This window comes from Streptomyces sp. NPDC029151 (assembly GCF_055564315.1).
Map to the genome: position 1 here is coordinate 144,529 of NZ_JBVHWQ010000009.1, position 25,315 is coordinate 169,843.

General features: G+C 71.0%; 25 protein-coding genes and 1 tRNA gene. 16 read left to right on the plus strand and 10 right to left on the minus strand.

Features of this window, described 5'->3' with window-relative positions; translation table 11 throughout:
• Positions 1–129: 129 nt before the first annotated feature.
• Positions 130–489, minus strand: coding sequence for a GroES family chaperonin (locus ACZ4VF_RS29705; protein ID WP_014672972.1), 360 nt, complete (start codon positions 487–489; stop codon positions 130–132).
• Positions 490–511: 22 nt separating this feature from the next.
• A complete protein-coding gene (locus tag ACZ4VF_RS29710; RefSeq protein ID WP_467929813.1) occupies positions 512–841 on the minus strand; it encodes a DUF3618 domain-containing protein in 330 nt (109 codons plus the stop codon).
• A gap of 114 nt (positions 842–955) precedes the next feature.
• Here ACZ4VF_RS29710 and bcp point away from each other — a divergent pair, with 114 nt between their 5' ends.
• The 4 genes from bcp to ACZ4VF_RS29730 all read left to right on the plus strand — a co-directional run bounded on the left by bcp (position 956) and on the right by ACZ4VF_RS29730 (position 2,988).
• A complete protein-coding gene (bcp, locus tag ACZ4VF_RS29715) occupies positions 956–1,423 on the plus strand; it encodes a thioredoxin-dependent thiol peroxidase (RefSeq protein ID WP_467929815.1) in 468 nt (155 codons plus the stop codon).
• A gap of 142 nt (positions 1,424–1,565) precedes the next feature.
• Positions 1,566–2,228, plus strand: coding sequence for an HNH endonuclease signature motif containing protein (locus ACZ4VF_RS29720; protein ID WP_467929816.1), 663 nt, complete (start codon positions 1,566–1,568; stop codon positions 2,226–2,228).
• The gene (locus ACZ4VF_RS29725; RefSeq protein WP_467929817.1) at positions 2,225–2,896 is read left to right on the plus strand and encodes an HNH endonuclease signature motif containing protein; all 672 of its coding nucleotides are present in this window, start codon (positions 2,225–2,227) and stop codon (positions 2,894–2,896) included. Before ACZ4VF_RS29720 ends, ACZ4VF_RS29725 begins: the two co-directional genes overlap by 4 nt.
• Positions 2,897–2,912: 16 nt before the next feature.
• A tRNA-Leu gene (locus tag ACZ4VF_RS29730) sits at positions 2,913–2,988 on the plus strand.
• 55 nt (positions 2,989–3,043) lie between these two features.
• Here ACZ4VF_RS29730 and rdgB read toward each other — a convergent pair.
• Both rdgB and ACZ4VF_RS29740 read right to left on the minus strand, forming a co-directional pair.
• A complete protein-coding gene (gene rdgB / locus ACZ4VF_RS29735; RefSeq protein ID WP_467929819.1) occupies positions 3,044–3,646 on the minus strand; it encodes an RdgB/HAM1 family non-canonical purine NTP pyrophosphatase in 603 nt (200 codons plus the stop codon).
• Positions 3,647–3,720: 74 nt separating this feature from the next.
• Positions 3,721–5,055: an SGNH/GDSL hydrolase family protein gene (locus ACZ4VF_RS29740; protein ID WP_467929820.1), complete on the minus strand. Its 1,335-nt coding sequence runs from the start codon at positions 5,053–5,055 to the stop codon at positions 3,721–3,723.
• A gap of 196 nt (positions 5,056–5,251) precedes the next feature.
• Between ACZ4VF_RS29740 and ACZ4VF_RS29745 the strand changes: the two genes are divergently transcribed.
• Complete coding sequence (locus ACZ4VF_RS29745; RefSeq protein WP_467929821.1) at positions 5,252–6,565, plus strand: DUF445 domain-containing protein; 1,314 nt, start codon at positions 5,252–5,254, stop codon at positions 6,563–6,565.
• A 70-nt stretch (positions 6,566–6,635) separates the two neighbouring features.
• On the plus strand, positions 6,636–8,186 hold the full coding sequence (locus tag ACZ4VF_RS29750) for an MFS transporter (protein ID WP_467929823.1): 1,551 nt from the start codon (positions 6,636–6,638) through the stop codon (positions 8,184–8,186).
• 190 nt (positions 8,187–8,376) lie between these two features.
• On the opposite strand, the gene ACZ4VF_RS29755 is transcribed toward ACZ4VF_RS29750, so the two are convergent.
• Positions 8,377–8,898 carry a hypothetical protein gene (locus tag ACZ4VF_RS29755; RefSeq protein ID WP_467929825.1) on the minus strand — a complete coding sequence of 174 codons (522 nt, stop codon included), beginning with the start codon at positions 8,896–8,898 and terminating at the stop codon, positions 8,377–8,379.
• A 254-nt stretch (positions 8,899–9,152) separates the two neighbouring features.
• Between ACZ4VF_RS29755 and ACZ4VF_RS29760 the strand changes: the two genes are divergently transcribed.
• A complete protein-coding gene (locus tag ACZ4VF_RS29760) occupies positions 9,153–10,103 on the plus strand; it encodes a GlxA family transcriptional regulator (RefSeq protein WP_467929826.1) in 951 nt (316 codons plus the stop codon).
• Positions 10,104–10,113: 10 nt separating this feature from the next.
• Here ACZ4VF_RS29760 and ACZ4VF_RS29765 read toward each other — a convergent pair whose 3' ends face one another.
• On the minus strand, positions 10,114–10,419 hold the full coding sequence (locus ACZ4VF_RS29765) for a hypothetical protein (RefSeq protein ID WP_467929827.1): 306 nt from the start codon (positions 10,417–10,419) through the stop codon (positions 10,114–10,116).
• 149 nt (positions 10,420–10,568) lie between these two features.
• Between ACZ4VF_RS29765 and ACZ4VF_RS29770 the strand changes: the two genes are divergently transcribed.
• Positions 10,569–10,994 carry an Hsp20/alpha crystallin family protein gene (locus ACZ4VF_RS29770; RefSeq protein ID WP_467929828.1) on the plus strand — a complete coding sequence of 142 codons (426 nt, stop codon included), beginning with the start codon at positions 10,569–10,571 and terminating at the stop codon, positions 10,992–10,994.
• A gap of 353 nt (positions 10,995–11,347) precedes the next feature.
• Positions 11,348–11,827 carry a DUF2267 domain-containing protein gene (locus ACZ4VF_RS29775; RefSeq protein ID WP_467929830.1) on the plus strand — a complete coding sequence of 160 codons (480 nt, stop codon included), beginning with the start codon at positions 11,348–11,350 and terminating at the stop codon, positions 11,825–11,827.
• 101 nt (positions 11,828–11,928) lie between these two features.
• Here the strand turns inward: ACZ4VF_RS29775 and ACZ4VF_RS29780 are convergent, their stop codons facing one another.
• Positions 11,929–15,072, minus strand: a complete 3,144-nt coding sequence (locus ACZ4VF_RS29780) for a DEAD/DEAH box helicase (protein WP_467929831.1) — start codon at positions 15,070–15,072, stop codon at positions 11,929–11,931.
• 122 nt (positions 15,073–15,194) lie between these two features.
• Between ACZ4VF_RS29780 and ACZ4VF_RS29785 the strand changes: the two genes are divergently transcribed.
• Positions 15,195–16,256, plus strand: coding sequence for a YDG/SRA domain-containing protein (locus ACZ4VF_RS29785; RefSeq protein WP_467929832.1), 1,062 nt, complete (start codon positions 15,195–15,197; stop codon positions 16,254–16,256).
• Here the strand turns inward: ACZ4VF_RS29785 and ACZ4VF_RS29790 are convergent.
• Entirely contained in the window at positions 16,253–17,266 is a 1,014-nt protein-coding gene (locus tag ACZ4VF_RS29790; protein ID WP_467929833.1) for an SEC-C domain-containing protein, read from the minus strand. The two genes, ACZ4VF_RS29785 and ACZ4VF_RS29790, sit on opposite strands and share 4 nt — an antisense overlap.
• Before the next feature lie 121 nt (positions 17,267–17,387).
• Here ACZ4VF_RS29790 and ACZ4VF_RS29795 point away from each other — a divergent pair, with 121 nt between their 5' ends.
• Positions 17,388–18,413 carry a permease gene (locus tag ACZ4VF_RS29795; RefSeq protein ID WP_467929835.1) on the plus strand — a complete coding sequence of 342 codons (1,026 nt, stop codon included), beginning with the start codon at positions 17,388–17,390 and terminating at the stop codon, positions 18,411–18,413.
• Complete coding sequence (locus tag ACZ4VF_RS29800) at positions 18,410–19,117, plus strand: TIGR03943 family putative permease subunit (RefSeq protein ID WP_467929836.1); 708 nt, start codon at positions 18,410–18,412, stop codon at positions 19,115–19,117. Before ACZ4VF_RS29795 ends, ACZ4VF_RS29800 begins: the two co-directional genes overlap by 4 nt.
• Positions 19,118–19,154: 37 nt before the next feature.
• Here ACZ4VF_RS29800 and ACZ4VF_RS29805 read toward each other — a convergent pair whose 3' ends face one another.
• The gene (locus ACZ4VF_RS29805) at positions 19,155–20,627 is read right to left on the minus strand and encodes a glycoside hydrolase (protein WP_467929837.1); all 1,473 of its coding nucleotides are present in this window, start codon (positions 20,625–20,627) and stop codon (positions 19,155–19,157) included.
• A gap of 242 nt (positions 20,628–20,869) precedes the next feature.
• Here ACZ4VF_RS29805 and ACZ4VF_RS29810 point away from each other — a divergent pair, with 242 nt between their 5' ends.
• A complete protein-coding gene (locus ACZ4VF_RS29810; protein WP_467929838.1) occupies positions 20,870–21,700 on the plus strand; it encodes a class E sortase in 831 nt (276 codons plus the stop codon).
• A gap of 102 nt (positions 21,701–21,802) precedes the next feature.
• Here the strand turns inward: ACZ4VF_RS29810 and ACZ4VF_RS29815 are convergent, their stop codons facing one another.
• Positions 21,803–23,194 carry an MFS transporter gene (locus tag ACZ4VF_RS29815; RefSeq protein ID WP_467929840.1) on the minus strand — a complete coding sequence of 464 codons (1,392 nt, stop codon included), beginning with the start codon at positions 23,192–23,194 and terminating at the stop codon, positions 21,803–21,805.
• A gap of 320 nt (positions 23,195–23,514) precedes the next feature.
• Between ACZ4VF_RS29815 and ACZ4VF_RS29820 the strand changes: the two genes are divergently transcribed.
• From ACZ4VF_RS29820 to ACZ4VF_RS29830, 3 genes are all read left to right on the plus strand, one after another.
• Entirely contained in the window at positions 23,515–24,054 is a 540-nt protein-coding gene (locus ACZ4VF_RS29820) for a winged helix-turn-helix transcriptional regulator (RefSeq protein WP_467929841.1), read from the plus strand.
• 36 nt (positions 24,055–24,090) lie between these two features.
• Complete coding sequence (locus tag ACZ4VF_RS29825; protein WP_467929842.1) at positions 24,091–24,414, plus strand: DUF6412 domain-containing protein; 324 nt, start codon at positions 24,091–24,093, stop codon at positions 24,412–24,414.
• A 98-nt stretch (positions 24,415–24,512) separates the two neighbouring features.
• Positions 24,513–25,223, plus strand: a complete 711-nt coding sequence (locus tag ACZ4VF_RS29830) for a YidC/Oxa1 family membrane protein insertase (protein ID WP_467929843.1) — start codon at positions 24,513–24,515, stop codon at positions 25,221–25,223.
• Positions 25,224–25,315: the final 92 nt, after the last annotated feature.

Below are 25,315 nucleotides of genomic sequence, written 5' to 3' on the forward strand. Positions count from 1 at the left end.
TTTTTGTGTTTTTTTTTTTTTTTTTTTGGTTTGGGGTGGTTGTTTTTGTTCGTTCCCCCAAAAAAAAAAAAAGGGGGGGGGGGGGGGGGGGTGGGCCCCCCCCCCCCCCCCCCCCCCTCGGCATGCCTCCTACAGGTACAGCCCCGTGGAGTCCTCCGACCCCTCGAACCGGTCGGCGGCGACGGCGTGCAGGTCACGCTCGCGCATCAGCACGTACGCCACACCCCGCACCTCGACCTCCGCCCGGTCCTCCGGGTCGAACAGGACGCGGTCGCCGGGCTCCACCGTCCGGACGTTCTGACCGACGGCGACGACCTCGGCCCAGGCCAGCCGCCGCCCGACCGCCGCGGTGGCGGGAATCAGAATGCCGCCCCCCGACCGCCGCTCGCCCTCACCCGTCTCCTGCCGCACGAGAACCCGGTCGTGCAGCATCCGGATGGGGAGCTTGTCGTGGTGGGGAGTGCTGTGCTCGTTTCTGTTGGCGCTCACGCCTCGAACCTACCCGCCCCCGTCAGTCCCGGCGCCGCCGGGCCCCAAGGGCCAGCAGCCCCACGACCCCGACGACGACCAGGGCGACCGGCACGACCCGCTCAAGGCGCGGCGCCCCCTCGTCGTCCACGAATCGCGCCCGGACGTCGCTGACGACCCGGTTGACCTGCACGTACGCCCGTCCGACCGTGTGATCGACATGGGCGACGGCCTTGGCCTTGGCATCCCCGACGATGGTCTTGGGATGCACACGCACCCCGATCTCGTCGAGCGTCTCGGCCAGCACTTCACGGCGGCGCCTGATGTCCGCCTCGATCTGCGCCGGGGTTCTGGTGTCCGACGTGTCCGCCACCGTACGGCCTCCGAAGTCTGCCGAAGTCTGCTGATGCTGGTTGATGCTGTTCTCGAACAGTCTGTCAGCTCACGGCCCCACCGCACCGCAAGGCCCCCCGGTTACGCTAGTCCGATGAGCGAGCGACTCCAGCCCGGGGACGTGGCCCCCGCCTTCACCCTCCCCGACGCCGACGGCAACGAGGTGTCCCTGTCGGACCACAAGGGCCGCAAGGTCATCGTCTACTTCTACCCCGCCGCCCTGACTCCAGGCTGCACCAAGCAGGCCTGCGACTTCACCGACAACCTGGAGGTCCTGGCCGCCGCCGGCTACGACGTCATCGGCATCTCCCCCGACAAGCCGGAGAAGCTCGCGAAGTTCCGCGAGAAGGAGTCCCTGAAGGTCACCCTGCTGGCCGACCCCGACAAGCGGGTCCTGGAGGCGTACGGCGCCTTCGGAGAGAAGAAGCTGTACGGCAAGACGGTCGTCGGCGTCATCCGCTCCACGGTGGTCGTGGACGAGGACGGCAAGGTCGAACGCGCCCTGTACAACGTCAAGGCCACCGGCCACGTCGCCAAGATCCTCAAGGACCTGGGCGTCTGACCCCCCGCCCCACCAAACGGCCCGCACCGGAAGCCCCGGCGCGGGCCGTTCCCCGTTCCCGTCATTCCGGGCGTGACTGTCCGACAACCGGTTCGTTACTCCGTACGGGTGGCGAACACCCGCCCGGAACGGAGGGGGCTCGATGGGGGCCGGCACATACACCAAGGAACGGCTGGAGACGGCGGCCCGCGGGGCACGGACGCTGTCGGAGGCCCTGGAGGCACTGGGGGTGGATCCGAGGAGCCCGGCACGGCGCTACGTGCTCGGACGGATGAAGAAGCTCGGGGTGGGCGTCTCGCACTTCGAACGGGAGGGGGTGAAGTGGACCAGGGAGGTCCTCGAGCGGGCCGTGGCCGCCTCCACGAACATGAGCGAGGTGCTGCGCCGTCTCGGCCTGGAGGTCGTCGGCGGCCATCACGCGCACATCAGCCGGAGGATCAGGGCGTACGGGATCGCCACCTCGCACTTCACGTCTGTGGTCCGAACCGAGCGGATGCGGGACAACCGGCGCCGCCGAACTCCCGAGGAGATCCTTGTCGAGGACACCTCGGTACATGCTCCGCGCATTCCGAGTCAGCGGCTCAAGCGGGCGATGATCGAGCTGGGCGTGGAGGAGCGCTGCGTCCTGTGCGGTACCGAGCCGAGCTGGCTCGGCGAACGACTCCCACTGGAGGTCGACCACGTCGACGGCAACTGGCGGAACAACCGCGTCGAGAACCTGCGACTCCTCTGCCCCAACTGCCACTCGACCACCGACACCTACCGAGGGCGTGGCAAGGGCCGTCCCCGAGCAGGTGCCGTATGAGCAGCGGAGTGCAGTACACGCGCGAGCGGTTGGTCCAGGCAGCCGCGCAGTGCGCCGACATTGACGAGGTCATCGCCTTTCTAGGCGTACGTCCTTATCGCAACCTGCGGCGGCATCTCTATAAGCGCTTCGAACACTACGGTGTTGACATCTCACACTTCCCACGTCGGCGGCGGGCTGGTGGAGCGCCGCCGAAGCCGGCCGCCGAAGAACTGCAGCGTGCGGTCGAGAAGGCAACCTCCGTCGCGGGTGCTCTCCGCGTCCTGGGTATGCCATGCACTGGCCAACTACGCACGCTGTTCCAGCAGTGGGTGGCAGAGGACAGCCTCGATACCACCCACTTCCTCGGCCAGGCACATCAACGAGGGAAGCCGGGTACGAATGCCAAGCGGCCGGAGGCTGTCCTGGTGCGGCATGACGGCGGACACCGGATCGCGACCACACGCCTCCGGCGCGCACTCCGGGAAGTAGGCGTTGCCGAGCAATGCGCCAGGTGCGGGATCGGCCCGGAGTGGCGTGGCAAGCCGATGACGCTGGAGATCGACCACATCAACGGGGACTGGCGCGACAACAGACGGGAGAACTTGCGCCTGCTGTGCCCCAACTGCCACGCGATCACGAGTACCTGGTGCAGAGGCGGTCGGCGAGACGCGCGCAGCGCCCAGTAGAGTAGTGCACCGCTGAGGGCCCGTACCCCAGCTGGCCAAGAGGGCGCCGGTTTAGGTCCGGTGTGTCGTGGGTTCGAGTCCCACCGGGCCCACAGGGTAAGGGGCCTACGCACCTTCGATCTGAAGGTGCGGGGCCCCTCCGTGAAGTCAGCCCAGCAACTCCCGCACCACCGGCACCAGCGCCCGGAACGCCTTCCCCCGATGGCTGATCGCGTTCTTCTCCTCCGGGCTCAGCTCGGCGCAGGTCCGCGTCTCGCCCTCCGGCTGGAGGATGGGGTCGTAGCCGAAGCCGTTCGTGCCGGCGGGGGCGTGCCGCAGGATCCCCCTCAGCTGTCCCTCGACCACCCGTTCCGTGCCGTCCGGCAGGGCGAGCGCCGCCGCGCAGGCGAAGTGGGCGCCGCGGTGTTCCTCGGCGATGTCGGAGACCTGCGCCAGGAGCAGTTCCAGGTTGGCCCGGTCGTCGCCGTGCCGGCCGGCCCAGCGGGCGGAGAAGATGCCGGGGGCGCCGTTGAGGACGTCCACGCAGAGGCCGGAGTCGTCGGCGACCGCGGGCAGGCCGGTGGCCTGGGCGAGGGCGTGGGCCTTGAGGAGGGCGTTCTCGGCGAAGGTGACGCCGGTTTCCTTGACGTCGGGGACGTCCGGGAAGGCGTCCGCGCCGACGAGTTCGTGGGGGAGTCCGGCTTCGGCCAGGATGGCCCTCAGCTCGGTGATCTTTCCGGCGTTGCGGGTGGCGAGGATCAAGCGGGTCATGTCCGCCAGTATTCCTCGCCGCCCGGTTCCCGCCGTGCCCCGCCCCGCTCGGGTTCCCGCGGTGCCCGCCCCGGCTACAGCTCGGCCTGGCCCGCGCCCTTCAGGGTGCGGAGGTCGAAGACGTCGGCCATGGTGCGGTAGCCCAGGTCGCTGGGGTGCAGGTGGTCCCCGGAGTCGTACTCGGGGCGCAGTCGGCGTGGGTCGTACGGGTCCCGGAGGGCCTTGTCGAAGTCGACGACCGCGTCGTAGACGCCGCCGGCCCGGATCTGGGCGTTGACCTGCAGGCGTACGGCTTCCCGGGCGGGGGTGTAGCCGCGGTGGCCCTGGAAGGGCATCAGGGTGGCGCCGACGACCTTCAGGCCGCGGGCGTGGGCCTGGCGGACCAGGGTGCGCAGGCCGGTGACGATGCGGTCGGGGTCGGCGAGCCTGCGGTTGCGCAGGATGTCGTTGACGCCGAGGTCGATGACGACGACCTTGACGCCGGTGCGGGAGAGTGCGTCCCGGCCGAAGCGGTCGAGGCCGCTCTGGTTCTCGGCGGGCCGGCCGAGGCCGTCGGCGAGGACCTGGTTGCCGCTGATGCCCTCGTTGACGACGCTGTAGCGCGGCAGTTGCCGTCCTTCCTCCAGTGCTCCGCGGAGCCGGCCGGAGAGGACGTCGGGCCAGCGGCGGTTGGTGCCGGTGGTGGAGGTGATGCCGTCGGTTATGGAGTCGCCGAAGGCGACGACGGTGCCGGCGGCCTCGTTGCTGAGCACGTCCAGGGCGGTCAGGTAGCGCCAGTAGGGGGTCTGTCCGGTGTAGGGGGTGCCGGTCGCGTCCTCGGTGCGGTCGCCGTCGGCGACGTACGAGACCTGCCGGGCGTGGGGGTGGTAGGTGACCGGTCCGGAGGGGGTCGGGGAGTAGGTGGTGACCAGGACGTCGGCGTCGTGCGGGACGGTGACGCGTACGGCGTCGCTGACGGCCTGTCCGCCGGCGGGTATGACGATGCCGGTGCTGCCGCCGAAGGTGAGGCGCCGCATCGTTTCCGCGTCGGCCGCCGCGGTGCCGTCGCCAGTGGCGAGGGCGAGGGAGGCGTGGGTGATGGTGAGGGCCGACTGGCCGTAGAGATTGGACAGCGTGATGCGGGCACCCGTACCGCCGGCGCTGGTGTGCACCACGTTGCGGACCGAGTGGCCCGCGAGGCCCGTCGACTCGGTGCCGGGTTCGCCGCCGACGGGGGCGGTGGCCCAGGCGCCGACCCAGGTGCCGGTGGAGGCGGGGGCGGCGTGGGAGTCGCGGTGCGCGCTGCCCGCGGCGAGGGTGCTGCGGGGGGTGCCGTCGTCGGCGGCAACGGTGACGTATATGCCGGCGGACACCGCGATGACCAGGGCGATCAGCGCTCCGAGCACCGCATAACCATGACGCTTGGCCACTCTTGTGTTGTTCTCCTCGGGAGATGGGAGCCTGGGGCTCCGATCTTGTTGTTCCCATGATGCGTCATGGGCCGGGGAGGCCTGACAGGACCCTGCCACTGCCGCCCTTCAGACAGACGCCGGGAACTCCCGTTTCGTTCCGGGAGTCGGTCAGGAAGGGACAATTGTGTGCGGGATCACCGAACGGGTGGAGCTGATGGAACCTACCGAGACGGGAACGCCGGAGCGGGTGGCGTCGTACAAGACGATGACGGCGTTCACTCCGGCCGACGAGGAGCGCCGGCGCGGGGTGCGGCGGATGAAGCTCACGGCGACGGGTCTGCTGCTGTTCGTCGCGGTGGTCTACGCCTTGGCGAAGACGGCCGGCGGCGCGGGTGCGGGGCCGTGGGCGGACTATGTGGCGGCGGCGGCGGAGGCCGGCATGGTCGGCGCGCTCGCGGACTGGTTCGCGGTCACGGCCCTCTTCCGGCACCCGCTGGGGCTGCCCATCCCGCACACCGCGATCATTCCGACGAAGAAGGACCAGCTTGGCGTCTCGCTCGGCGAGTTCGTGGGGGAGAACTTCCTCTCCGAGGACGTCGTGCGGCAGCGGCTGCGCGCGGTCGGCATCGGCAGTCGGCTCGGTGCCTGGCTGGCGGAGCCCGCGCACGCGGACCGGGTGACGGCGGAGCTGGCGACGGCGCTGCGCGGTGCCCTGACCGTGCTGCGGGACTCCGATGTGCAGGCGGTGGTCGGTGAGGCGATCAACCGGCGGGTCGGTGCGCAGGAGATCGCGCCGGGCATCGGCAAGACGCTGGAGAGGATCGTCGCCGACGGCGGGCACCGGCGGGTGGTGGACCTGGTGGTGTCGCGGGCGCACGACTGGCTGGTGCTGCACCGGGACGACGTGATGGTGGCCGTGGAGGGCGGGGCGCCGGGGTGGACGCCGCGGTTCGTGGACCGGAAGGTCGGCGAGCGGGTCTACAAGGAGTTGCTGCGGTTCGTGACCGAGATGCGGGACATGCCGACGCATCCGGCGCGCGGCGCGCTGGACCGTTTCCTCACCGATTTCGCCTCGGACCTGCAGTCCGACACGGACACCCGGGCGCGGGTGGAGCGGCTCAAGGACGAGGTGCTGGGGCGTGGGGAGGTGCAGGACCTGATCGCGTCCGTGTGGACGGCCGTACGGTCGATGATCGTGGCGGCGGCCGAGGACGAGCGCAGCGAGTTGCGGCAGCGGGTGCGGGCCGCGCTGCTGTCCCTGGGGTCGCGGATGGCGACCGAGCCGAAGGTGCAGGACAAGGTCGACAGCTGGGTGGAGGGCGCGGCGGTGCACGTCGTGACGACGTACCGGGCGGAGATCACCTCGTTGATCACGGACACCGTGGCGGGCTGGGACGCCGAGCACACCACTCGGAAGATCGAGGCGCACATCGGCCGTGACCTGCAGTTCATCCGTATCAACGGCACGGTGGTGGGGTCGCTGGCGGGTCTGGTGATCTACGCGGTGTCGCGGGGGCTGGGGGCCTGACCGGACTGTTCGGTGTGCGCCCGGTGTGCTCAGGGCACCCGTTATCCCGCCTCGACGTGGAGGGAGCCCCATGAGCGCAGCAGCCGAAGCGCCGTCGCCGGAGACGGGCCGGACCATCACCACGAACATCCCCGCCCGACTCGACCGTCTGCCGTGGTCCCGCTGGCACTGGACGATCGTGATCGGGCTGGGGACCGTGTGGATCCTCGACGGCCTGGAGGTCACGGTCGTCGGCAACATCGCCAGCCGGCTGTCGGAGCCCGGCAGCGGTCTGTCCATCTCGTCGGGGCAGGTCACCGGCATCGCCGCCGCCCTGTACGTGGCGGGTGCCTGTCTGGGCGCGCTGTTCTGGGGGCGGCTGACCGACCGGTTCGGCCGGAAGAACCTGTTCATGATCACGCTGGCGGTGTACCTCGCGGCGACGGCGCTGACGGCGGTGTCCTGGGAGGCCTGGTGGTTCTTCCTGTTCCGCTTCCTGACGGGTTTCGGTATCGGTGGTGAGTACGCGGCGATCAACTCCGCGATCGACGAGCTGATCCCGGCCGACTACCGCGGCCGGGTCGACCTGGTCATCAACGGCAGCTTCTGGCTGGGCGCGGTGGGCGGTTCGCTGCTGTCGATCGTCGCGCTCGACACCGACGTGCTGGCGGCGAACGTCGGCTGGCGCCTCACGTTCGCGCTCGGCACGGTCCTCGCCCTGGTGATCCTGCTGGTACGACGGCACGTCCCGGAGAGCCCGCGGTGGCTGCTGATCCACGGCAGGGACCGCGAGGCCGAGGAGATCGTCACCGGCATCGAGCGCCGCATCGAGGAGGAGCGGGGCGAGCGGCTCCCGGAGCCGGAGGGCGAGCTGGAGATCCGCCAGCGCAAGAACGTCACCTTCCTGGAGATCGCGCGGACGGTCTTCGGCCAGTACCGCAAGCGGGCGGTGCTCGGCTTCTCCCTCTTCATCGGCCAGGCGTTCCTGTACAACGCGATCACCTTCGGTTTCGGTGCCATCCTGACCAAGTTCTTCGACGTGCCCGCCGACCGCACCGGGTACTACTTCGCGGTGATCGCGGTCGGCAACTTCTGCGGTCCGCTGCTGCTGGGCAAGCTGTTCGACACGGTCGGCCGCCGCGTGATGATCTCCTCGACGTACCTGCTCTCCGGCCTGCTGCTGTTCGGCACGGCGTGGCTGTTCGACCGGGGTTCGCTGAGCGCGGGCACACTGACGGCGTGCTGGTGCGCGGTGCTGTTCTTCGCGTCGGCGGGTGCCTCCAGCGCCTACCTGACGGTGTCGGAGATCTTCCCGATGGAGACGCGGGCGATGTCGATCGCCTTCTTCTACGCCCTCGGCACGGCGGCCGGCGGTATCAGCGGACCCCTGCTGTTCGCCGACCTCACCGGTACGGGCCGGGTCGGCGACACGGTCCTGGCCTTCTGCATCGGCGCGGCGCTGATGTGCGTCGCCGGTCTGGTCGCGGCGGCCCTGGCGGTACGGGCCGAACGCCGCTCCCTGGAGGACGTCGCCCGCCCGCTGACGGCGGTGGCCGGCCGGGCGAAGGCGGCGGCGCGCAACACCCGCCCCGGCACCCGGGGCGGTGGCCCGGCGGCACCGCCGGCGGCGAGCAGGCCGTAGGGGCGGGGTTCGCGGGGGAGGGCCTCGCAGGAGAGGCCTCGCGGCGGGTGGCGGCGGCGGGGCGGTGCGCTCCCCGCGCCCGGTGCGAGGCGTCGGCGGGTGGCGGCGGGCCGTGGGTTCCGTGTGGTGCGAGGCGTCGGCGGGTGGCGGCGGGCCGTGTCCTTCGCCTGGTGCGGCCCGGCGGGTGGTCTCAGGCGCCGGTGGTCGAGCCGGGCCGGACGATCATCAGGACGGTCACGGTGGCCCAGAGCAGGTTGAACAGCCCGGTGACCATGGCGAGCCGCGCGGTCGGTGTGGGCCTGCCTTCGAGGAGGGCGGCCTGGGCCGGCAGCACCAGCGCGACGAGGACGAGCGCGGCGAGTGCGGTGAGGGCGATCGACACGATCAGCCAGGCACTGCCGAGCACGCCCATCTCACTGGCGGTGGCGAACCCGAAGACGGGGACGACGACGCCTACGACGGCGTAGACGCGGCAGATCCGGTGCAGCAGGTGGAGCGTGCCGTCGGTGCCCGGGCCACCGGGGCCGTCGCCGGCGCCGGGCTCACCGGACCCCGCGCCGACACCGGAGGTACCGCCGACGCGGACCCCTACGCCGGCTCCGGCGGCCAGGACGCGACGGGCGGCGGGCGGGAACATGCTGGCGGCGACGGCGACGGGTCCGATGGCGAGGATCGCGGCGATGACGTGGACGGCGAGAAGGAACTTGGTCACAGAGGGACGGTAGGAGCGGCGGAGACCGCGGAGGAGTGGCAGGAGTGCCAGGCTCCAACGGATTCCCGCCAGGACGCCTGCGCGCCTGGGCGCATGCCCGCGGGGACGGGTGCTCGCCAGGGCACCTGCCCGCCTGGGCGCCTAGATGCGTGGGCGCCTGCTCGCCTGATGCGCACCCGGGCCGGAGAGAAGGCCCCCACGGGGAGCCGGAGCCCACGTTTGGCGAGACTCCGCCGCCCCCCTACCCTCTCGCCATGCACACCGTGGCCGTACTGGCGCTGGACGGCGTCATCCCGTTCGACCTCTCCGCCCCCGTCGACACCTTCGGCTGGGCTCGGCTGCCGGACGGCCGGGAGCCGTACCGGATCCGGGTCTGCTCGGTGCGGGAGGAGGTGAGCGCGGGTGCGTTCACGGTCCGGGCGCCGTACGGCCTCCAGGCGCTCGCGGAGGCCGACACGATCATCCTGCCCGGGGTCGCGGACCCGCCGGAGACCCTGCCGCCCGGGGTCGGCGAGGCGCTGCGCGCGGCGGCGGCGAACGGCACGCGTATCGCGTCGATCTGCGTGGGCGCGTTCCTCTTCGCGGCGACGGGGCTGCTGGACGGCCTGCGCGCGACGACGCACTGGATCGCGGCCCCGGATCTGGCCCGGCGTCATCCGGCGGTGACGGTGGACCCGAACGTCCTGTACGTCGACAACGGCCAGTTCCTGACGTCGGCGGGCGCCGCGGCCGCCCTGGACATGTGCCTGCACATGATCCGCAAGGACTTCGGCTCGGCGGTGGCCGCGCACGCGGCCCGCATGTCCGTGATGCCGCTGGAGCGGGAGGGCGGCCAGTCCCAGTTCATCGTCCACGACCTCCCCCCGGCCCCCGCGGGTACCACGCTGGAGCCCCTCCTGAGCTGGCTGGAGGACCACTGCGACCGCGATCTGACGCTGGCCGGGATCGCGGCGGAGGCCGGCATGAGCACCCGCACCCTCAACCGCCGTTTCCGGGAACAGACGGGCACCACACCGCTGCAGTGGCTGCACCGGGCGCGGGTGCGGCGGGCGCAGCACCTGCTGGAGACCACGGCGCACCCGGTGGAACGGATCGCCGTCCAGACGGGCTTCGGCTCACCGACGGCCTTCCGGGAACGGTTCCGCAGGGTGGTGGGGACGAGTCCGCAGGCGTACCGGAGGTCGTTCAGGGCGGGTGGGTCGTAGAGGCGGGTCCTCAGGTGTCCCGGCGGTCGGCGACGGCCCAGGAGGCGAGGGCGACGGCACCGGCGACACCGAGGACGGACGGCCAGGCGCCGACCTTCTTGGCGAGCGGGTGGGACCCGGCGAACGCGGCGACGTACGCGGCGCTCAGCGCGCCCGCGGCCTTCCCGCCGGCCTGCGTCCGCCACTGCCGCGCGGCGGCGACCCCGGCCGCCGCCAGGACGACCCCGCCCAACTGCCGCTTCTTGGTCCAACGGGCGACGCCGTAACCGCCGACGAGTCCGGTGGCGGCTACGACCGCGCTGGGAACCTTGGCCATGTGTGCCTCCTCGTATCCGCACCGAGGCTAACGCGCGGGCGGGACTGGGCCGTCAGCCTGAGCCGAGGCTTGTCAACTTTCCCGCGCAGAGTTATATAAATAGCCGTAGGGCATCGCATCCCAGTCCCTGAGGAGAGGAGTGACCTGTGATGCTCATGCGTACGGACCCGTTCCGCGATCTCGACCGGCTCACGCAGCAGGTCTTCGGCGCGACCGCCCGCCCGGCCGCGATGCCGATGGACGCCTACCGCTCGGGGGACGAGTTCCTGGTCCACTTCGACCTTCCCGGTATCGACCCCGAGTCGATCGAACTCGACGTCGAGCGCAACGTCCTCAACGTCCGGGCCGAGCGCAGCAACCCCGCCCCCGAGGGCGCGGAGATGCTGGTCGCCGAACGCCCCACAGGCACCTTCACCCGCCAGCTGTTCCTGGGCGAGACCCTGGACACGGAGCGCATCGACGCCTCGTACGACGCCGGCGTCCTGACCCTGCGCATTCCGGTGGCCGAACAGGCCAAGCCGCGCAGGATCCAGATCAGCGGCGGTGGCGACGGCCGCAAGCAGATCGGCGGCTGAACCGACAGTCCCAGTCCCTGACAGGGGCCGACCACGGCCGGCCCCACTGATCCACACGCACCACGCATCCACACGCACCACGCATCCACACGCACCACGCGTCCACACGCACGCGTCCCGCGGCCGGAGCGGGCCACGGGACGCGGCGGCCTGCCCCCGGACCCACCGGCGTACTGGCCCACACCACTCACACGGGCCACGCGGGCCCCCACGGCAGGCCCACCCCCGACGTCCCCACCCGACCGCACGACCCCACCGGCCGCACCTTGGCCGAAGTTCCGCTCATGCCCGCCGCGTTACGGGGTAACCGGGCTTCCGGTGCCCCGAAGTGTCCCGGAGGAGGAGCCACCACGATGACCGTGACGACCCCGCAGCCCAGAACCACCATCCCCACCCCGTCCCCGCGCCCGCGCGCCAAGGGCGAGGCGGAGAACGCCGACTGGCTGGCGCTGATCGAGGCGGTGCGTGACGCGGGCCAGTACCCGACGAGGGCGGAGGCGGAACGCGTCACTCGCATCGTCCTCTCGGCGCTCGGCGGCCATGTCACCGGCGAAGAACGCGTGGCCCTGGCCCAGGCGCTCCCCCGCGAGGCGGGCAGCGTGATCGCCTCCCAGATCCCCGCGACCCACCCCCTGACGGCCCGCGAGTTCGTCGAATCGGTGGCCACCCGCATAGAGGGCTCGACCCCGGCGACGGCCCGCTGGGACGTCAGCTCGGTCCTCAGCGTCCTGTCGACCCACATCGGCGAAACGCTGACGACCCGCGTCCTGACCCAACTCCCCCCGGGGTACGCGCTGCTGTTCGGGCGGGCGGAACTGGCGGCGACGGCTTAGCAGGTGGTGGGCGCCGCGGTCGTCGGGCGGCGCCCGCCAAAGGTGACCTTGCCTTTTGTGTGGCACCTTTGCGGCCTACGGCATCCCTGGCTTGTAAGCGGTCAACTCGCGGTGATGGCCGAGTACGTCCATGCGTCGGCCGGCAGCTCGTGCTTGAGGCGCCACGTGATGGACATGGGCTTGCTACCCGTGTGCGTCTCATACGTCGCAGGGCCGAGAAGCATCCACGGTTGTGGCTTGCCGATGTCGGTGTTCTTGTAGCGGCGCATGAACAACAGGACTTCGCTGTCTCGCCGCACGTGCTCCTGGTATCGCCTGCCAGTGCCGGAGTCAGCGGCTGTCGAGTTCTGGGACTCCCAGTGGAAGAGCGTTGGGCTCAGCGCGTAGTCCTTGTACCGGACCGTTGGTGAGAAATCCTTCTCATTCTTCTCCAAGGTAATGAGCAGGGCATCCGTCTGGAGCTCTTCCACCCACTGCACTCCTTGCGCGAACGACCGTGGCATTTGACCGCCGAAGCGTGCCACGCCCAGTGCGGCGAGGATCTCGGAGCGGTTGTACGCGCAGTGCACCTTCAACGGTACGTCGCTGAGGCGGCCCGACAGCGAGATGGGGAAGTGGTCCGCCTGTTCGATGACGTACGACAGCATCTGCCGTAGCTCGTCACGGAAGGGGCGCTGGGAGCGCAACGACTGCAGGCCTTCCTCGAAGCTGGTGAAACCGCCGGCGTTGTCCCAGATGTTGAAGAACAACATGCGTGCGTACACCTGGGCGGTGGGCCCTAGCTCCCCGTACGGCGGGGCGTCGTCTTCCAGGAGATGGAGGTAGGCCTGGGCGCGCTCGGGATCATCCACGTGGAGAAAGGCATGAGCTCTCTTGAGTAGTGCTGCTTCGCCCGCCGGTGCGGCATCCTGGATCAGTCCGGCTCGGCGGAGAATGGTTGTCCAGGAGTTGTCATTCTTGTACAGCTCCTTGATCTCCCGTCGGCTCTCGCGGAGGTAGTCCGCGAGGCGCGGCGTGCTGTAGGCCTTGACCTCGCTCACCAAAGTGCGGATGGTGGCGCCCAGTTGGCTCCGGATGTTGTCGAGGATGAGGTCCTTGGACTTGCCTTCCAGGAGGATCTGGCAACCAGAGGGCAGTTGGGGAAAGTCATGCTCAATGTGTTCAACCAGCCGGTTCCGTGACAAGTTCGTTAGGGCCCGGAACTGTTCCTCGAAGCGGAATTCCGCTCGGTGCTGTCCGATGAAGTCGAGGACGGTGAGCACCGGCTTCTTTTCCGTACGCCTCAAACCCCGTCCCAGCTGCTGAAGAAAGATCGTCGCGCTGTTGGTCGGACGGAGGAGGAGAAGGGTGTCGACGTCGGGGATGTCGAGTCCTTCGTTGAACAAGTCGACGGAGAAGATCACCTGTAGCTTGCCGTCACGCAGGTCTTTCAGTGCCTGAGTGCGCACCTCAGCGGGCGAATCGCTGTCCAGCGCCACGGCCTGGAACCCAGCCCTGGTGAAGAAGTCCGCCATGAAGCGGGCATGCCTCTTGCTGACGCAGAAGCCCAGCGCGCGCATCGTAGCCGGGTTCGAGACCTTGTCCCGGATCTGTTTCACCACGATCCGGGCCCGGGCGTCGTTGCCTGTGTAGACGTTGTCGAGGTCTTGATCGGCGTACGTGCCCTTCCGCCAGCCAAGGTTCCTCAGGTCTGTACCGTCCGGGATACCGAAGTAGTGGAACGGGCACAGCAAATCGTTTTCCAGTGCCTCCCACAGGCGCATCTCGGCAGCGATGCGTCCCTCGAAGAACTCATCTTGGACGTTGCGCCCATCCATCCGCTCAGGGGTCGCCGTCAGGCCGAGCAGTTGCTGTGGCTTGAAGTGATCGATAACTCGGCGGTACGTCGTGGCGGTGGCGTGATGAAACTCGTCGATGACAATGATGTCGAAGTGATCGGGAGCCAACTGCTCCAGCCGCTGGATGTTCAGTGACTGAACGCTGGCGAAGACGTGGTTCCCCTCCCGTGGGACCTGCCCCGCGTGCAGCAGTTCCCCGAATGAGGCGTCGTCCAGCACTTCCCGGTAGGTGCGCAGGGATTGGTTGAGAATTTCCTTGCGGTGGGCCACGAACAACAAGGTGGGTCGTCCGTTGGTCGACTTCTTGCACAGGTTGCGGTAGTCCAGCGCGGCCATCACGGTCTTTCCCGTGCCAGTGGCGGCAACCAGCAGGTTCCGGTTCCGTCCACGCAATTCCCGCTCGACACTGAGTCGTTCGAGCATGTCTCGCTGGTGCGGAAACGGACGTACCTCCAGACCCGAGAGGCTGATCTTCAGATCGGTGGTGGCAGCCGTGCCGCTTGCCTGAGCGAGTGCGCCATCCAAGCGTTCGCCATGGAGGTGCGGGTCGTACGTTTCGAAAGCGATGTCGTTCCAGTACGCGTCGAACGTTGCCCCGAATTTGTCCAGGACAGCGGGTGTGGCGACCGATGACAGGCGCACGTTCCACTCCAGGCCATCGAGCAGCGCGGCTTTGGACAGGTTCGAGCTGCCGACGTAGGCGGTGTCGAAACCGGTGCGGCGACGGAACAGCCAGGCCTTGGCATGCAGCCGGGTGGAGCGGGTTTCGTAGTTGATTTTGACGGTGGCCCCGAAGTCACGGACGAGACGGTCAAGCGCGTGGCGGTCCGTGGCACCCATGTACGTGGTCGTGATGACCCGGATCTCCACGCCCCGGTCTTTCGCGGCCCGAAGAGCGTCCTCCAGGACCCGTATGCCGTACCACTTCACAAATGCGCAGAGCAGATCGATGCGGTCCGCCGTGGCCAGTTCTGCCCTTAGCTCCGCCCCAAGGCTGGGGTCATCCGGAGCATTGGTGATCAGCGCAGTCTCCGATAGTGGAGTGAGGGGGCGGATGGCGAAGACACCTGGGGCTTCCTGCTTGGCCAGCGCCAGCAACTGCCGAGGCCCCTCCGCGATGGCCCCGACCACCCCACCGCCTTCGAGGCCAGCAGTGTGGGACGCCAGCGCACGCATGATCGCGTTTGCTGCTTCAACCTGCTTGTCGTGCGGAAGTTGGCTCAACTGGTTGCGGATCTCTTCGCCGATGTGTCGGGCGAGCACGTGTGGAGTGGACTCTTCGCTCACCTCTGCCTGCACGGCCTTCCAGCCGGCTGCGTCCAGCTCCTGCAAGCGGTCCTGCAAGCGACGGGTGACAAGCTCTTCGTACACACCCGCCACCGGCTGAGTCTGGTCTGACTGCGTCACGCCCGCCCCCTTGGTCCCTCTGCGACGCGACCAGTTGTAACAGGGGCCACTGACAGCCTGCGCTTGTGTCACATTGGGAATCGAGAGTGACACAAGTGATCGATTTGTTTCAGTATGGCGTCGTGGGAGAACGAAAGATCGGTCACATCGACGGCATTGCCCCGGGTGCGGAGTTTCACCGCCGCGTGCAGGTGAAGCGCAACAACCTGCACAGCGACACCGTAAGGGGCATCTCCACCCTCGTGGATGAGGACGGCAGCCACATAGCGGATGCCATCGTCCTGCACGGAGGGTACGAGGACGATCACGACGACTGGGACAGCATCCGCTATACGGGCGCCTCACCTGACGTGGACAAGTACAAGGTCAAGGGGGTGCCAAGGCTCCGGCGCAGTCAATCCTGGGACTACGCGGACAACGCCGCTCTGAAGCGGAGTTACGAACGCGGCCATCCGGTCCGGGTCATCCGTGGGTGGAAGGGTGACAAGCGGTACTCCCCGATCGACTGCTACAGGTACGACGGCCTGTACCTGGTCACGGACATCCGCACCGCCGTCGCGCACTCGCCCGCTCCCGACGGCACACCAGTCGACATCTGCCAGTTCGACTTGAAGCGCCTCCCTGAAGACCGCCAGGATCCGACCTCTTTGGAGCATCAGATCGCCGACTTGCTCGAACGGCGCTCCGAAGTGCCCGCGGGCAGGGCAGACGACGAAGGGGGACACGATGAAGGCACCATGGACGAGCCCGAGGAGGGGGCGGAGGCCGAAGAGGAAGCGGCTCAGGGGGAGAAGTTCCCTGAGACGCGGACGGCCCGGGTCCAGCGTCTGGTACGAGACGACGCGGTGATACGGAACGTGAAAAGGCTCTATGCCGGAGAGTGCCAAGTGTGTGGCCTTCGCTTGCTCGGCCCGGACGGTGAGCCGTACAGCGAAGGCGCCCACATCAGGCCTTTGGGTAAGCCACACCGGGGCCCTGACGTCGAGCCGAACGTCCTGTGCCTCTGCCCCAACTGCCACGTCCGCCTAGACATAGGCGCGATCGTCATCGAGGACGACTGGTCGATCGTCGTACGGGCAGGGGCCTTCGGCATGGACGTTCGGCCGAAGCTCAAGCGGCACCGACGGCACAAGGTTCACCGGGACTACCTCCGCTACCACCGGGAGTGGTGGTTGGGCCGCTAGTCCACCCCGTGGCACTCGCCGTAGCCCAACCCGGCCCCACACCAACACCCCGCCCCCTCCCCCGGAGGCCAGGCCACGGCCCGCCCCCGCGCGGCCAGCGTCGTCGCGTACTGCGGCAGCAGCGTCGCGTCGCCCGGTGAGGCTCCCTCCGATGCCGCGAACGCCTCGTACGACGGGACCGTGGCCGTGACGATGCCGAGGTTGGGGGTGCCGGAGGCGGAGAGTTCGCGGAGGGAGGACTCTATGGTCGCCAGGTGCTCGGCGTGGGAGGGGTACTCCGAGGACAGGGTGGGGTACGCCGACAACAGCTCCGACAGCTCCGGGGCCGGCCAGTGCAGGACCGCCACCGGGAACGGGCGGGAGAGGGCCTCGCGGTAGGCGCCCAGTTCGGCGCGGAGGCGGGAGATCTCCGCTTGCAGTTCGGCGGGGTTGTCCGAGCCCAGGGACCACACGCGTTTGGGGTCGTGGAGTTCGTCCAGGGGGATGGAGGACGTGTGGAGGGTGTCGGCGAGGGTGTCCCGGTCGTCGTGCGGCAGGCCCAGCATGCGGCGGACGCGGTGGCGGCCGTAGAGGACGGGGTGGGTGGCGGGAGGGGGCTGCTCCACGGAGGCCAGCAGGAGGTCGGCGGCCTCGCCGAAGGTGTCCGCCGCCGCCTCCAGCTCGTCGTGGGACTCCAGGGCCTCGGCCACGATCACCCAGGGGGCGGGGTCCCGCGGGGCCGTCGTGCGGATGCCCTCGATGATCGCCCTCGCCTCCGCCTCGTGGCCGTACTCCCAGAGGTTCGACGCCTTCAGGGCGCGGACCAGGGCGGCGTTGTCCAGGCCTTCGGCGGAGGACAGCAGGCGGTCGTAGAGGGCCGTCGCCGCGGGGCGGTCGCCGGACAGTTCCAGGTGGGCCGCCGCCCGCAGGAGGAGGGCCTCGGCGTCCTCCGGGTACAGGCCGGCGGTCCGCTCCAGGCGTGCCGCTTCGGCGGTGTGGTCGACGTTCTCGGCAGGCGTGTCGGGGCGCATGGGGGACACCGTACTGCCGGGACGCGACAAACGTGAGGTGCCCCCGGGCCCCGCACCCCGCAGGGATGTCCGGTGGTCGTACCGGGATATCTTCGGTGCCGCGTCTACACACGGAGTCGGCATGCAGAAGACGGGTGCGCCGGCCGAGGACACTCGGGCCGACGCCGGGAGCGAGGAGGGCCTCCGGGCCGAGCCGCCCCGCCACTGGGTGCTCCTCCTCGTCGGTGCCGCCGTCGTCCCCGGTGCCCTCCTCTTCCTCCTCGGGCGTTGGGGGGACGCCCCGGCCGTGCAGGCCTGGCGGACGGTGTGTCTGGCCGTCGTCGTGCAGGCCCTGCCGTTCCTGCTGCTCGGTACGGCCCTGTCCGGCGCCATCAACGCCTTCGTGCCGGAGGGGGTGTTCCAGCGGCTGCTGCCCCGTCGGGCCGTGTTCGCCGTGCCCGTGGCCGGGGTCGCGGGAGTCGTGCTGCCGGGGTGCGAATGCGCCTCGGTGCCCGTCGCCGGCAGTCTCATCAGCCGCGGGGTCACCCCGGCCGCCGCCTTCGCGTTCCTGCTCTCCGCGCCCGCCGTCAATCCCGTCGTGCTGACCGCCACCGCGATCGCCTTTCCCGGGAACCCCGCCATGGTGCTCGCCCGGCTGCTCGCCTCCCTCGCCACCGCCGTCGCCATGGGCTGGCTGTGGCTCCGGTTCGGGCGGGCCGAGTGGCTGCGGCCCGTCGTACGGCACACCGGGCACAAGGAGGGAAGCAGCCGGTTCGACGAGTTCCGGCGCGGGTTCCAGCACGACTTCCTGCACGCCGGGGGGTTCCTGGTGCTCGGCGCCATCGCCGCGGCCACCTTCGACGTCGCCGTCCCGCGCTCCGTGCTCGACACCTTCGCCGCCGCGCCCTGGCTGTCCGTGCTGTTCCTCGCCGGGCTCGCCGTGCTGCTCGCGGTGTGCTCCGAGGCCGACGCCTTCCTGGCCGCCTCGCTGAGCGGGTTCCCGCCGGTCGCGCGGCTGGCGTTCATGGTCGTGGGGCCCATGGTCGACCTGAAGCTCATCGCCCTGCAGGCGGGGACCTTCGGGCGGGCCTTCGCGGTACGGTTCTCCGCCGCCACCGTCGTCGTCGCCGTCGCGTGCAGCGCGCTGGTCGGAGGGGTCCTGCTGTGAAACGGTCGCTCCAGGCGGGGCTGCTCGTCCTGTGCGGGCTCGGACTGCTGCGCGTCTCCCTCGTCACCGACCTGTGCCTGCGGTACGTCAAGGAGGGCATGCGGCCCCTGCTCGTCGTCTCCGGGGCCGTCCTGCTCCTGCTCGGGATCGCCGGCGCCCTCCTCGACCGGGGGGAGGGGTCCGAGGACCACCACGGCCACTCCGGTGTGCCCCGGGTGGCCTGGCTCCTGCTCCTGCCCGCCCTCAGCCTGCTCTTCCACGCCCCGCCCGCCCTCGGCGCGTACACCGCCGCCCGGCAGCCGGCGAAGGCCGTCGTCCACGACGCCGACTTCGATCCGCTGCCCCGCACCTCGCCCCTGCCCATGACCCTCTCCGACTTCACCAGCCGGGTCCGGCAGGACCGGGGGCGGGCCGTCCAGGGGCGCACCGTCCGGATGACCGGGTTCGTCACCCCCGGGGCCGGCGGAAGCTGGGAGCTGACCCGGATCATCCTCAACTGCTGTGCCGCCGACGCCCAGTCCGTGAAGGTGCGCATCTACGGCGGGCCCGCCCTGCCCGCCGACACGTGGGTGACGGTCACCGGGACCTGGCACCCGGGCGGGACCCTGGGCACCGCTTCCGCGGCGGTCGCGCTGGACGCTCGTACGGTCACCAGGGTGCCCCGGCCCGTGAACGGCTATCAGGACGCCCTGCCGCTGGGCTGAACCCGGCGCGTCCTGCCGCCGGGCTGAACCCGGCGCGTCACACCGTGACGCCGTCCACCTGGAGCGTCTGCACCGACTTCGCCGCGAACGGCACGGACACCGACGTCCCGCTCAGGCGGGTGTCCGAGTGGGCCGTGTAGCGGTCGCCGCCCGTGGTCACCGTGTTCCAGCGGGGGACCAGGCCGCCCGGGCCGCCGGTCACGGCGGAGAAGCGGGAGAGGTCGAAGGTCAGGGTCTGGGCGGTGGAAGAGGTGTTCGCGGCGACGATCACCAGGCGTTTCGCCGAGCGGTCCAGGGCGGCCGCCGCGTAGCTCGCCCCGGTGTCCAGGATCGTCATACCGGGGCGGATGTGGCGGGTGAACTGGGCCAGGACGTAGTACTTCGTCTGGACCGCGCCCGGCCGGAGCGTGTCCGGGTCGTAGGCGATCGTCGCCCAGCCCGCGCTCGAGTCCATGACCTGCCAGTACACCCAGGCGGTGGGGTGCAGCCAGCGGAAGTCGTAGAGGAGGTTGCTCGCCGTCGTCAGGCCGGTGGCGTCGCCGTCGCCGGTCTCCGAGTTCCACAGGGCCTTGCCGGCCGTAGTCACCACGTCCGTGTGGAGCAGGTCGCGGCGGCCGCCGGAGCCCTGGTAGCCGTGCACGTTGACGCGGTCCACGTAGCCCTTGGTGGTGGCGGAGAAGGAGTTCCAGGTGGTGCGGGCGAGGTCGTAACCCGTCTCGTCGGAGGCGGAGATACGGGTGCCGGTCAGGCCCCGCTTGTCCAGCTCGCCGCGCAGGTACGGCAGTACGGCCGCCTGGGTGCCCGCGTCGATGTGGCAGCCCTCCTGGGTACCGGTGGCCGTCCACCACGACGAGGACGGCTCGTTGAAGGCCTCGACCGCCGCGAAGGTCACGCCCCAGTGCTGCTTGGCGTACAGGGCCACGGCGGCGAGGTGGGAGGCGTGTTGGCGGTGGTTCCAGGACTGGAGGTTGTCGCCCCCGTCGGCCGCTCCGGAGGGGTTGTGGTTGGAACACATCCACCACATCGGGGAGTTGGCGAAGAGTTCCGAGACGGCGCCGCGCTGGGTGGCCTTGACGAGCATGGCCCGCTGGGTGGCGTCCGCCGTCCACTTCCAGGCCGGGGAGGCCGGGTCCTCGTTCGTCCAGTCCTGCCAGTAGCCCTCGATCTGCTTGAAGGAGGGGATGTGGGGGGAGACGGCCATCGACGCGCCGCCCACGCTGTTCCAGCTGCACGCGCCCAGGTTGTAGCGGGCGATGTTCAGGCCGAGACCGGGCAGCGAGGTGCCGTTGTACGTCGTGCTCCCGGTCGTGAAGAAGATGTCGGCGAAGTCGTCCCGCGTGCCGAAGACGTTCGCCCACCAGGCCAGGGAGGTACCCCAGCCCTCCCAGGTGCCGTAGGTGGCGGCCGGGTCGACGGCGATCGTCGCGTCCGCCCGGGCGGTGCCCGTGGCGAGTGCGCTGCCGAGGAGGCCGCCGCCCGCGGCGGCCAGCAGTGTTCTGCGTCGGATCATGGGTCGTTCGCTGCCTCTCCGTGCGGCTCGGGCACCGCGTCCTGTGCGCGGTGCCGACTCGTGGCCCCCCGGCATGCCGACAGGAAGCATGGGGGGCGCCGTACGGCGTTGTCGAGGGGTGCGACGGCTGTTTCCCGAACCCCTTTCTCAAACCCGTGGAAAAAGCGATGCGCCCCTTCTGCATGGCCGGTTGAGGGTGTCGCGCCTATCGTGCGGGCGGCTTCGGGTGGAGGTGGGCGCGGATGCGGGCTGTGGCGGGCGTGCGGGTCGTACGGCATGGCGACCGGCGCAGGAGCGCCCGGCGCAGACGGGTGCTGTGGACCGGGGGCGAGGTGCTCGTGACGGCCGGGCTGGTGCTCCTGATGCTGGTCGTGCACCAGATGTGGTGGACCGGCCGGGAGGCCCGGCGCGGGGCCGAGCACGCGGTGGCGGCGCTGGAGCGGGAGTGGGGGAGGGGAGGGGGAAGCGGTACGACGGGCGCCCCCGACGGCGACTCTCCCGCTGACCCCTCCCCGCCCGGCACCGCCACGGCGCCGGGCGCCCCCGCGGCCCCCGGCACGCCCCGGCACCCGTCCACCCCCGCGGCCCCGCCCCGGCGCTCCCAGGCGTACGCCGTGCTCACCATCCCCCGGCTGCACCTGCGCGTCCCCGTCGCCGAGGGGGTGAGCAGGACGGAGGTGCTGAACAAGGGGTACGCCGGCCACTACCGCGGCACCCAGCAGCCGGGCGAGCCCGGGAACTTCGCGCTCGCCGGGCACCGGAACACGCACGGCGAGCCCTTCCGCCACCTCCCCCGGCTGCGGCGCGGGGACGCGATCGAGGTGGAGACGCGCTCCGCGACGTACACGTACGACGTCGACCAGGTCCTGCCGCGCACCTCGGCCCGGGACTCCGGGGTCCTGCGGCCCGTACCGCGCTCGCTGGTCAGGCCCCGGTACGGGTACGACGCCCCGGGCTCCTACCTCACCCTGACCACCTGCACCCCGGAGTTCACCTCCCGGTACCGGCTGGTGGTGTGGGCGAGGCTGGTGTCCGTACGGCCCAGGTGGGCAGGGCTCGGCGGGCCCGCGTGACCCCGGCCCGGCGGCCCCGGGTGCCCCGGCCCGGCGGCCCCGGGTGAGTCGGGCCCGGTGGCGCCCCCGCCCCGGGGCCCCGGCCCGCCGCAGCGCGTCCCGTCACGCCCGCTCCCGCAGCGCCAGCACGCTCACCGCGCCCGCCACCGCCAGCCCCGCCGACACCAGCAGCGCCGCGTCCGCGCCCCGGGTGAGGCTGTCGGCCGAGGTGGCGACGGCGATGGTCAGGGCCACGCCGGCGCAGGAGCCGACGTAGCGGAAGGTCTGCTGGGCGCCGGAGCCCATCGCGGCCCGCCCGGGCGGCACCGACTCCACGGCGAGCAGCGGCAGCGCGCCGTTGAGCAGGCCGCTGCCGAGGCCGCCGAGGATCAGGCCGGGCAGCAGGCGGGGCCAGGAGCCGGAGTCGAGGGAGCCGAGCATCGTCACCACGGCGACCGTGTGCAGGGCGAAGCCGACGGCGAGCTGGACGCGCGGGGCGATCCGCCCGGCCAGGTGCTTGACCTGGAGGGCGACGGCGAAACTCAGCCCGGACCAGAGAAGGAACAGCCAGGCCGTGGCGAGCGCGGAGAGGCCGAGCGCCTGCTGGAGCAGCGTGGGCAGAAAGCTGAACAGGCCGATCACGGCGAGGCCGGTGAACAGGCCGCCCGCCGAGGAGGCCAGGAAGCGGGGGTGGCGCAGCAGCCCCAGGTCGATCATCGGAGTGCCGGTCCGGCGTTCCACCGCGACGAACCCGGCGACCAGGACGACGGCGGCCGCGGACAGCAGGCCGACCGGGGCGCGCAGCCAGCCGTCCCGGCCCAGGGTGAGGGCCGCGACCAGGGCCACCAGGGCCAGGCCGAAGGTGAGCGCGCCGAGCGCGTCCGGCCGGCCGCCGCGCGGGGCGCGTGACTCGGCCAGCGTCCGGGTGCCGAGGGCGGCCACGGCGAGGGCGGCGACGCCGAGGACGACGTAGCCGACCCGCCAGTTCGGCAGCGCGCCCGCGAGCAGCGGGCCGACGGCGATGCCGCCGCTGACGAAGGCGCCCCACACCCCGGTGGCGTGCAGCCGGCCGCGCGGATCGGGGAAGGCGTGCACGATCAGGCCGAGGGCGCTGGCCAGCAGGGCCGCGCTGGCCGCGCCCTGGGCGATGCGGGCCAGGGTGAACTGCCAGGTCGACGTGGTGAGGGCACCGAGGGCGGTGGTGAGACCGAGCCCCAGGGTGCCGGCGAGGAAGATCCGCCGCCGGCCGTGGTCGTCGGCGAGGCTGCCGGCCACCAGGAGGAGGGCGGCGAGACCGAGAGGCGCGCCGTTCAGCAGCCAGGCCTGGGCGGAGAGCGGGGTGTGCAGGGCCTTCGCGGTGTCCGGCAGCGTGACCATCGGGGCCGTGTACGTCATGAGGGCGACGGCGGTGGCCGCACTGGTCAGGGCGAGGGTGGCGCGGGGGCGTACGGGGGTGTCCCCCGGGACGGCGGGGCGTACGGCCGCGGGGGCGGCGGTGGAGTGGAGCCGGGGCATTGGCTGTCCGTCCTGTCCTGTCGTGGCGGTCGTGTCCTGCCGGGTTCTGCCGGGTTCTGCCGGGTCAGCCGGGTCCGCCGGGCTCCGGCGAGTCCTGCCGTGTCCTGCCGTGTCCTGTCCTGTCCGCCCGGACCCGGCCCTTGAGCCGCCGGGGGCGGGCGGTCCTGCGGTTCCGTACCGCGGTCGGCTTCCGCGGTTCGGTCCCGCGGTTCGGTTCCGCGACCGGAGGTTCGGTCACTGAACTGACCCGGCTCACGCCACCGTACCACCGAAGGTTCGTTGAATGAACCCACCCTCGCCGAGTGGTTACAGTGGACGACATGGCACTGGGCAAGGACTACGTGACGCAGGAGTGCTCCATCGCCCGGGCGCTGGAGGTCGTCGGCGAGCGGTGGACGCTGCTCGTCGTCCGCGACGCGATCTACGGCGTCCGGCGCTACAACGACTTCCTCGTCCACCTCGGAATCCCGCGCGCCGTCCTCTCGGCCCGGCTGCGGACGCTCACCGAGGAGGGCATCCTCGAAAAGCGCCGGTACCAGCAGTCCCCGCCCCGGGACGAGTACGTCGTCACCGAGCGTGGCGCCGCCCTCTGGCCCGTGCTGCGCGCCCTCGGCCACTGGGGGCGCGAGCACGTCGACGCGAGCCGGCTGCGCTCCTTCCGGCACGCGGACTGCGGCGGGGAGGTCGAGCCGTACGGAAAGTGCGCGGCCTGCGGAACTCTGGTGACGGCCCGGGACGTTGTCATGGTGCCGGGGCCGGAACTCGACCCGGACCCGGCGGATCCGGTCAGCAGGGCGCTGCTGCGGCCGAAACGGCTGCTGGAGCCCCTGGAGACCGACCCGGATCACCTGGCACACTGACCGTCGGACACGAGAGGCAAGCGGGGGGGAGAGACGATGACCGGTCGTTCCGGCGCCGTGCGCGCCCTCGCCTCCCTGCTGCTCCTGGCGCATCTGCTGCTGCTCCAGGCCGCGCTCCTCGGCACCGGCGGCCTCAGCACCGCCGTCGCCCTCGCCGCGACCGCCACCGTGGCCGCCGGCCTCACCGCCTGTGCCCTGCTGTCCGCGCGCGGCGTGCCCGCCGTACCGCCGACCCGCGTCCGCACGGCGATACGCGACCGGGCCCGCCGTACGGCCTTCCTGCCCCAGCGCGATCCCGACGCGCCCGGCCGGCGGCGCCCCCGAGCCCCCGGACTCGCCGGTCCGGCGACCGCCGCGTAGGGCACGTCCGCACACCTTCTCAGCGCGTGACCCGGCGCGGGTCGTCATGCCGTCTTCCGCTCACTTCCGGCACGACGAGACCCCCGGAGGGCTCACCCATGTCCGTTTTCGCCCGTCTGGTCGAGCAGTTGGCCGACCTGCTGACCCCGCTCTTCCACGCCTCCGCGGCAGCCGCCGCGATCGTCCTGTTCACCGCGCTGGTACGGCTCCTCGTCCACCCGCTGTCCCGGGCCGCCGCCCGCGGCCGCAAGGCCCAGGCCGCGCTCCAGCCGAGAATCGCCGAACTGCGCCGCACGCACGCCAAGGACCCGCAGCGGCTCCAGCAGGCGGTGCTGGAACTGCACACCCAGGAGAAGGTCTCGCCCCTCTCCGGCTGCCTGCCCAGCCTGCTCCAGCTGCCCGCGTTCTTCCTGCTCTACCACCTGTTCTCCAGCTCCACGATCGGCGGCGAGGGCAACGGCCTGCTCGGCCACCAGCTGTTCACGGCCCCGCTCGGCGGGCGCTGGGCCGACACCCTGACGGACGGCGGGCTGTTCGGCCCGGCCGGACTGGTCTACCTCGTCCTCTTCGCCGTCGTCGCCGTCGTCGCCACCGCCAACTTCCGGCGCGCCCGGCGCATGACGGCCGCGCAGCCGGCCCCCGCCGGCCCCGCGGGAGAGGTGCCCGCCCTGGCCGCGGTCACCCGGTTCACGCCGTTCCTGTCCTTCCTCACCCTCGTCACCGTGGCGGTGGTCCCGCTCGCCGCCGCGTTGTACGTCGTCACCAGCACGGCCTGGAGTTCGGCGGAACAGGCCCTGCTGTCCCGCTGAGCGGTGACGGCCGTCCGGTTACGGTCCAGTACGTGAACAGGGTCTTGCGGACTGGACAGCGCGATTGGAGGATCAGCCAGTCCTCCGATGGC